This is a genomic window from Arsenophonus sp. ENCA (assembly GCF_002287155.1).
GTDB classification, from domain to species: domain Bacteria; phylum Pseudomonadota; class Gammaproteobacteria; order Enterobacterales; family Enterobacteriaceae; genus Arsenophonus; species Arsenophonus nilaparvatae.
In genome coordinates this window covers 1-8,353 of the sequence record NZ_NHNG01000440.1, presented here as the reverse complement: position 1 = coordinate 8,353, position 8,353 = coordinate 1, and the positions used below count along the sequence as shown (strand labels likewise).

Sequence of the window (8,353 nt, the reverse complement as noted above, 5' to 3'; positions counted from 1 at the left end):
TTTAGTTTTCTCATTGAAATAGGTACTGTTGGCATAGGTATTCTCTACCCTCATATGGCAAAGAATACAGTTCAACACACCTGTGATAATTAGAATAACATTGATGGAGATCACCGAATAACAAAATGGGCCAAAAGTGATCTCCATCGATGTTATTAAGCGATCTGGTTAAATGTTATTAGCTGATCTCCATCAATGTTATTGGGTGATCTGCATGCATGGTAATATGCAACGGGCAAGCAACGCATGTTTTAAGACATACGTTTGCCAGCCATTTTATAATGAATGGTGGTAACATAATTGCACTGCAACAAATACTTGGACATGCGAATATACAGCAAACTATGGCATATGCTCATTTAGCACCAAATTATTTGGAGTTTGCCATTTCTTTCAATCCACTTAGAGGAGGAATAGACGTTTAGCATTTATAAGCGACTAGAAATGTCCACAGAATGTCCTCACTTGAGAAATTTCATGGTGCTTATAGTCGCTTAACTCTATGTATTATATGTATGATTTATAATAATTTTTTATTAAAGCCAAATAAAAATCGCTCTATAAAAGAGGGCAGCAAAGACAGCGATGGTGTCTATGGCAAGGAAAAACTTCAATGATTACTTGCTACTTATTACTAGGCTTGTTACGAAATATTTAATATCTTGCTCGCGATAGCTGTTTTTGATGTTGTTTCTCCAGTATCATTTTTTGCTCGTGCGTTAATAATTTGTAAAATTGGTTATATATGCGAGCTATTTCAACTTGTTGTTCAACAATGTCTTGTGCCAGTTTTTCTGCTGTTACGCGAAAAGCAACATCATCAAAAATATCTGCTGTCATCAAATTATGTAAAATTTCACGTTCTTGTCGCGAAACTCTATTTTTAAAGCTTTGTTGTCGTTGTGAAGCCATCAAGTCACGCATTTGCTGGCGTTGTCTTTCGCTTAATGTAATACCTTTCATTAAGGGGATAAATATATCATAGGGATTGCATAGTCTATCTCTTGTTATGTTACGCTTAGAAATATGGCTATCATATTTTACAGCCTGTATTTTTTCGGCAGATTGTGATGTTGCTATACTAACATCTGCTGCTTCGGCTAAAGCCGCTGTTGAGCCAACAATAAATAGCGATGATGTAAAAGTTATCATTGCCCAGTGACGCATTAATAATTTACTCCCGCCCTCTTTGAATAAAAATGTTAATATTATACTAACTATATCCGTGTGGTTGAAAACTAGCGTCAGAGAGTGTAAAAGAACGTAAAGTCATGGCATCGCGGCGATTCTTGTCGTATTTTGCTCTTGGAGGATATGACTAATGCATAAAATCTTACTTGTTGATGATGACCGCGAACTGACTTCGCTGTTAAAAGAATTACTTGAAATGGAAGGCTTTAGTGTGATCATCGCCTATGATGGTGAGCAAGCATTAACGCTTCTCGATTCAACAATTGATCTATTGTTACTTGATATCATGATGCCCAAGAAAAATGGCATTGATACATTAAAAGAGATACGTAGACAATATCAAATTCCGGTGATTATGTTAACCGCTCGTGGCAGTGATTTGGATCGTGTTCTTGGTTTGGAATTAGGTGCAGATGATTATTTACCTAAACCATTTAATGATCGTGAATTAGTTGCACGTATACGAGCCTTACTGAGACGTTCAAATTGGAGTGAGCAAAGTCAGGATAATCTTAATTCGTCAATTTGTCAGGTAGATGGTTTACAGTTAAACCCAGGACGACAAGAAGCGAGTTTTAATGGCAAGGTGCTCGATCTTACTGGAACAGAATTCACTTTACTTTATTTATTAGCACAACATCTTGGTCAGGTTGTTTCTCGTGAACATCTTAGCCAAGAGGTATTAGGGAAACGTTTAACCCCGTTCGATCGTGCTATTGACATGCATATCTCAAATTTGCGGCGTAAATTACCTGAGCGGACAGATGGATTGCCTTGGTTTAAAACCTTACGTGGACGAGGGTATTTGATGGTTTCAGCGACATGATAAATAGTTTGACAGCCAGGATATTTGCCATTTTTTGGTTTACGCTGGCTTTAGTATTGATGTTGGTATTGATGGTACCAAAGCTTGATTCAAGGCAAATTACACCGCTGTTGGAAAGCGAGTACCGTCAAGGTCTTATGTTAGAACAGCATATAGAAGCTGAATTAGCTGGCGACCCAATTAATGATCTTATGTGGTGGCGCCGGCTTTCTAACGCCATTCAAAAGTGGGCTCCGCCAGATCAGCATCTTATCATGGTAACCAGTGAAGGACGGGTTATTGGCGCTATGCCCAATGAAATGCAGGTAATTCGTAATTTTATTGGGCAATCAGATAATGCAGATCAACCGAAAAAGAAAAAATATGGTCGAGTCGAAATGTTAGGGCCATTTTCTATTCGTGATGGGCAAGATCATTACCAACTTTATTTGGTTCGTCCAGCCAGTAGTCCACAATCTGATTTTATTAGCTTGCTTTTTGATAGGCCTTTTTTGTTGTTAGTTGCAACAATGCTAATTAGTGCTCCCTTGTTATTATGGTTAGCATGGAGTTTAGCAAAACCTGCCAGAAAATTGAAAATGGCAGCAGATGATGTTGCTAATGGTAATTTACGTCAACACCCTGAATTGGAATCTGGTCCGCAGGAGTTTTTGGCGGTAGGAAACAGCTTTAATCAGATGATTAGTGCGCTAGAAGGAATGGTTAGTGCGCAACAACGGATGATTTCTGATATTTCCCATGAGTTACGCACTCCGTTAACACGTCTTCAATTAGCGACAGCATTATTACGCCGCCGACATGGGGAGAGCAAAGAATTAGAACGGATTGAAACTGAAACATTGCGCCTTGATGGTATGATTAATGATTTGTTGGTACTGTCTCATAGCCAACATAAGAATGAAATATTGAGACAAAATATTAAAGTTACCGATCTTTGGAATGATATTTTGGATAATGCCACGTTTGAAGCCGAACAGATGAATAAAACACTTAATGTTACGGCTTCTCCTGGTGCTTGGACAATTTATTGTAACCCTCCTGCATTGGGTAGCGCGCTAGAAAATATTGTTCGCAATGCCTTACGTTATTCCCATAATCGTATTGAAGTTGCATTTAAAGAAGAAAATCAAGGTATTTTGATCACAGTAGATGATGATGGCCCAGGCGTATCAAAGGAAGATCGGGAAAAAATCTTTCGTCCCTTCTATCGAACTGATGAAGCGCGAGATAGGCAATCAGGCGGCACAGGTTTAGGGCTAGCTATTGTCGAAACAGCGGTTTTTCACCATAAAGGGTGGGTAAAAGCTTCTGATAGCCGATTAGGCGGACTAAGATTGCAATTATGGTTACCGCTTCATGGACGTTAATTGCTTTAAGTAAAAAGTTTTGTCATTACATTAATTGATGTTTTCAACGATATTGGCTTTATAACTACTTAGAATTAATTGATATGCTTAACAACTAAAAGTTATATTTTTTATGAAAAGCAAGTTCCTTATGATTGATTTTGAACATATATTTGCTTTAAAAGAGTAGGTTAAATTGCTTTATGGAAAAAAAAGTTAGAAGATGGCTTGAAAGATAATAACTGTTTCATTTTTATTGTTGGATAGACCACAAATAACTATCTCATTTTTCATATTTGTTAATTTATTATAATTAATTGATTTTATTGTAAATTTATTATTTATTTTGCGCTAAATCATTATTAACAAAAAAAGTGATAATATATTTTTAATATGCATATTATTAATAATATTATTCTGTTTTAGTGGCTTTTTTTATCTTTTGTGTCATTTGTTTCAAAATATTTCATAATATAAACTATTTTACATACTAAAGCTAATGGTATTTGTTGTTGTTATGGATTAAAATTCACCCTTCATTTAGCTAGGATGAGAGTATATCGTGTACCATATCCTATAACTTATATTTATAGCTTATTGATTATATTAAGTAATTTAATTATTTACAGTTATGTCTTTAGCTTATAAATTAGGATGATAAAAATAACTTATTGTTTTTAATGGCAGCAAGAATCATTGAATGATAATTAAATTATCTTAAAAATTGAGATAGTTTTTGATTTTGACTTGATGAGCGTGAGATTTTTGTAATCAAATGTTAGAGCTGTATGTATCGTTGTATGCCGTACTAAAATTTTGATATTAGAGATATAGATACATTAATAAATTTAACATGTTGGTAGAAGCTACTTTACTAAAATGATCTCTTTTAGCCCAGATAATAATAAAAATTATTTTTTAATTAATGATTGCTAAATCAATGTTTTCTTTTCGGTAACTGATAAAATTGCTGGTAGAAATGCACATTGACCTAAGACTACTTAATGCATACTCTATAAGGTTTAGAAAATAGCAAAATCATTTAACTTTTTGATGAAAGAAAGGTTATAATGTTCAAAAAGATACATGATTGATAGGATAAAATATGGTGCTCTGGGGCCCAACAACCCAGTGCGGTAGCTGTGTAAGATTGCTTGGTATGAATTAAATAATTGTGAGTATTATTATATGGTAGTGGATTATACTAATGTTTTGATTATTCTATCTTGTAATTCATGTTTTAAACTTTAAACGAGTTTTGATAGAATTTTATAATAATCATAATTAACTATTTTTATAACATATATCATCAACTAATTAGGATAAAAATCCTGTATGAGTTTAAATTAAGATGAAAAATAATGAAAGAAGAATTCTTGTCCATCTTAGAGGTGGGCTTGGAAATCAATTATTTCAGTATGCAACTGCTTATGCATTGGCCAAAAATAACGATGCTGAGTTAATAATAGATAATCGAGAATATAAAAAATATAAATTACATGGCGGATATAGATTAAATAATTTCTGCATTAAAGGTAGAGAAATATCTATAAAAGATAAATTATTATTACCCTTCTTTTTATCTACGCTAGCGTGGAAATATAATTTTTTAGCACGAAGATATAATTTTTTTGTCAGAAGTTTTAGAAGATATTGTATTGAAAAATTTGGATTACCGAAAAAAATAGAAAGTTCTGTTGTTTTGATTGGTTATTGGCAACATGCTGAATATTTTAAAGATTTTTACAAAGATTTGGTGGATATTTTTACCCCTACATGTTTACCGGAAGACGGAATCAAACAATATAACAAAATAAAGTCTGTAAATTCAGTGTGTATACATATCAGGCGAGGAGATTATATTAGTAATCCTAGCGCGTTAAAATTTCATGGAGTTTGTTCGTTGGATTATTATAAAAAAGCAGTTAATTATATTAATAAAAAAATAAAAGACCCGGTTTTTTTTGTCTTTAGTGATGATAGAGAATGGTGTGATATAAATATTCCTTTTATTTTTAGTGATAAAATTAAATATAATCTTGTAAATAAAAATGATCAAGAAACAGACCTATGGTTAATGAGTAAGTGTAAGCATCATATTATTGCTAATAGTACCTTTAGTTGGTGGGGAGCTTGGTTAGCACAATCTTCTGATCAGATCGTTGTTGCTCCAGAACCATGGTTTGATATCGATATAGGTATTAAATCTCCATCATTAATGTCATGGACGAAGTTTGATAAATAGTTATATTAAATTAATTTGACATTTAAATAGTAATTAATTGCAATAATTGTTAGTTTTTAAAGAATTATTTATGAAAATTTCATTGTGTGTTAATTATCATTTAAATAATAAAATATTTGATTTAAGTGATGTTGAGGTAAATAGAGACAATTGTCAGTTTCCTTATTATATGTTAAAGAAAAGGCTTTCTTTACATGGAATAGAAATATCAACATGTGACATTTTATCACCTAAGAATGCAGATCTTACTTTTTACTTTGATTATAGTTCTGATAAATATGGTTTTTCTAAAAACAATTATTTATTTTTATTTGAAAGTAATATCATAAAACCTCTTGGTTGGCATTTAGAAATACAAAAATTTTCTATTTGTTATGTAAAATGCAAAAAACTAGATATATAATTGAAAAAATTTTAATTTTTTAAAATTATACTTACTATGTTATGGAAATGAAAATACAATTATTTATATCTCTAAAAAATATCTCATTTATTATAGATAATTTATTAGTTATAGGAAATTATTGAAAATATATAAATGAAGTGGAAGAATAAAATATAATGAATGTTTGAAAAATATAAAAATATTTATTAAATAATGATAAAAATTAATTTAGAGAAAAATTTTGACCGATTTAATTATAAGGTATATTTTGAATGATCTTCAAAAAGTATAATCACGATTTTGTAATTTTGTTATTTGGACGATTATTTCAGGTATTGCTTACATTTATTATTTTCAGAGTATTAACGACTATATTTACTAAATCAGAATTAGGAATTATATATTATTTAATAGCATTACAAAGCTTTTATACTTTATTTCTTATTAATCCTGTTGGTCAATTTTTTTATAGAAATATAATTAGTTGGTATAATAGTGGTATGACAATGTTTTTTCTGAAAAAACAACTATTATATATTAGTTCTATTACTTTTTTTGTAATTATTTCTTTGGGTTTTTTAAGATATTTTAATTTAGTGAAATTATCTTTTGAACAATTTTGGTTGATAGTAGCATTAACTTTTTCACAAAGTTTTAATCAAACAATCCTTTCATTACTTAATATGATAGGGAAAAAATGGGCATATGTTAATTTAAATATTTTAACATCAATAATATCATTATTGTTATTTTTTTTCTTAATTTGTTTTTTTGATAAAAAATCTGAATATTGGTTATATGGAATAGTTTTTGCTAATTTATTTTTATTTTTTTTTGCATTTAACTACTTATGTTTTGTTTTAAAAGGAAAAATCAAAGAATTAAATTTATGTGCAATAATATTACATAATAATGCTGATATATTTAAAATAATTAAATTTTCACTTCCTATAAGTATTGCAACCTTATTTATGTGGTATTTGAGTTCAGGTTATAGAATCCAGGTAGAAGACCATTTTGGATTGGCTTATCTAGCTTTAATTGGTGTAGGGTTGTCTATTTCTAATCAAGTATTTAATATTATAGAGTCAATTTTAACTCAATATTTAATTCCAGACTTATATCATCGTATTGAAAATAAAAATAAAAATAAAAATAAAATTGAAGTTTTATTCAATAACTATTTGAATGTAATAATTCCTATATATTTATCAATAGCAATATTTTTAACATTTTCAATAAAGAATTTATTGCCATTTATAGTTAGTGAAAGTTTTGCTGATGGATATGTTATTATAATTTTTGGTGCGTGGATTGAATTCACAAGAGTTGTTACTAATGCATTAGCTTTAGCTTCTCAGATTGAACGTAAAACTAATTATTTTATTCCAGCATATTTTTTAGGTAGTTTATTTTTAATAATTTTATTTAATGTTTTTTTAAAACAAAAATCTCTGATTTGTTTTTATTTGTTATTTGCTAATATAGTAGTTCTTATTTTTATGGGAATCATGATGAAAAAAGTAATTAATTTTACTCTTTCTTGGTCAAGAATTTTTAAGATTATACTTTATTCTATTCCATCATCATTATTTTTTTATTATGTCAGTTCAGTTTTTGGATTAAATCTAGAAAATTTTATTTTATCATCTATTGGTTGTATTATATTTGCTTTCTTTTTATGTGTTTATTGTTATTTTAATATTGAAGATTAATCTATATTCAAAGGTTTCCTTCTTATTCTTTTGTGAAATTAATTTTTATAATTATGGATGTAATAGTGTTAATATATAGATAAATATATTTATTACAATGCTGAAATTTTTTGTTTTGAATTTATAATTTATAATAAGGTCAAAATATAAAAATAATGGTAGTAACTAAGTAAGCCATTTAAAATAATAGATTTCTTTTTTTTAGTGATTATAGTAAAGAAAATTAATAAAAATTTATGACTAGTTTGTTCTTTTAATAAAGTAATTATTTATAATAATGAATACGCAGCATATTTTAAGCTTGAAAAAATTAAATTTTCTTCTAAAAAACTTATTAATTAATACTAATGTAGATATTTTTATAATTTATCATAGAAAATAGATGAATCTGGTTGTCTAATATATAAAAATATCTTACCTTTTTGATATTGTTTGGTTTATCCTTCTATATTATATACTAGTGGAAAATGGAGATTTTCTAATTCATGGTGATTATTAGGGCACCTCGAAAAACCTAAGCCGAGTTTGATTTTGCTGATAAAGTTATCGGAAGCTGGTCTACTGAGCTAACCACCATGAAGAAACGCAGCGCCATTAAGAATGACCTCTTTGCAAACCAGTATCACCAACAGACGATCGACAAGT

Annotated in this window: 6 protein-coding genes and 1 pseudogene; 6 read left to right on the top strand and 1 reads right to left on the bottom strand. The window is 29.5% G+C overall.

The window, feature by feature from the left end; translation table 11 throughout:
* Positions 1-236 precede the first annotated feature (236 nt).
* Positions 237-425 (top strand): annotated as a pseudogene (locus CBG25_RS11460) (tyrosine-type recombinase/integrase); the annotation flags it as partial.
* Between the two features lie 229 nt (positions 426-654).
* Here the strand turns inward: CBG25_RS11460 and CBG25_RS11455 are convergent.
* The gene (locus CBG25_RS11455; protein WP_290606738.1) at positions 655-1,152 is read right to left on the bottom strand and encodes a Spy/CpxP family protein refolding chaperone; all 498 of its coding nucleotides are present in this window, start codon (positions 1,150-1,152) and stop codon (positions 655-657) included.
* Positions 1,153-1,321: 169 nt separating this feature from the next.
* Between CBG25_RS11455 and cpxR the strand changes: the two genes are divergently transcribed.
* The 5 genes from cpxR (at position 1,322) to CBG25_RS11430 (ending at position 7,708) form a co-directional block, all read left to right on the top strand.
* Positions 1,322-2,017, top strand: coding sequence for an envelope stress response regulator transcription factor CpxR (gene cpxR / locus CBG25_RS11450; protein ID WP_032115780.1), 696 nt, complete (start codon positions 1,322-1,324; stop codon positions 2,015-2,017).
* Complete coding sequence (gene cpxA, locus CBG25_RS11445; protein ID WP_290606737.1) at positions 2,014-3,384, top strand: envelope stress sensor histidine kinase CpxA; 1,371 nt, start codon at positions 2,014-2,016, stop codon at positions 3,382-3,384. The genes cpxR and cpxA overlap by 4 nt, the downstream gene beginning before the upstream one ends.
* Before the next feature lie 1,330 nt (positions 3,385-4,714).
* Complete coding sequence (locus tag CBG25_RS11440) at positions 4,715-5,608, top strand: alpha-1,2-fucosyltransferase (RefSeq protein WP_290606736.1); 894 nt, start codon at positions 4,715-4,717, stop codon at positions 5,606-5,608.
* 70 nt (positions 5,609-5,678) lie between these two features.
* The gene (locus CBG25_RS11435; protein ID WP_290606735.1) at positions 5,679-6,011 is read left to right on the top strand and encodes a hypothetical protein; all 333 of its coding nucleotides are present in this window, start codon (positions 5,679-5,681) and stop codon (positions 6,009-6,011) included.
* 290 nt (positions 6,012-6,301) lie between these two features.
* Positions 6,302-7,708, top strand: coding sequence for a hypothetical protein (locus tag CBG25_RS11430; protein ID WP_290606734.1), 1,407 nt, complete (start codon positions 6,302-6,304; stop codon positions 7,706-7,708).
* The last annotated feature ends 645 nt before the right edge of the window (positions 7,709-8,353 follow it).

What these genes read in the sequence shown, in the direction of transcription:
- CBG25_RS11455 (WP_290606738.1), bottom strand. Translation starts at nt 1,152, where the DNA reads ATGATAACTTTTACATCATCGCTATTTATTGTTGGCTCAACAGCGGCT.
- cpxR (WP_032115780.1), top strand. Translation starts at nt 1,322, where the DNA reads ATGCATAAAATCTTACTTGTTGATGATGACCGCGAACTGACTTCGCTG.
- cpxA (WP_290606737.1), top strand. Translation starts at nt 2,014, where the DNA reads ATGATAAATAGTTTGACAGCCAGGATATTTGCCATTTTTTGGTTTACG.
- CBG25_RS11440 (WP_290606736.1), top strand. Translation starts at nt 4,715, where the DNA reads ATGAAAAATAATGAAAGAAGAATTCTTGTCCATCTTAGAGGTGGGCTT.
- CBG25_RS11435 (WP_290606735.1), top strand. Translation starts at nt 5,679, where the DNA reads ATGAAAATTTCATTGTGTGTTAATTATCATTTAAATAATAAAATATTT.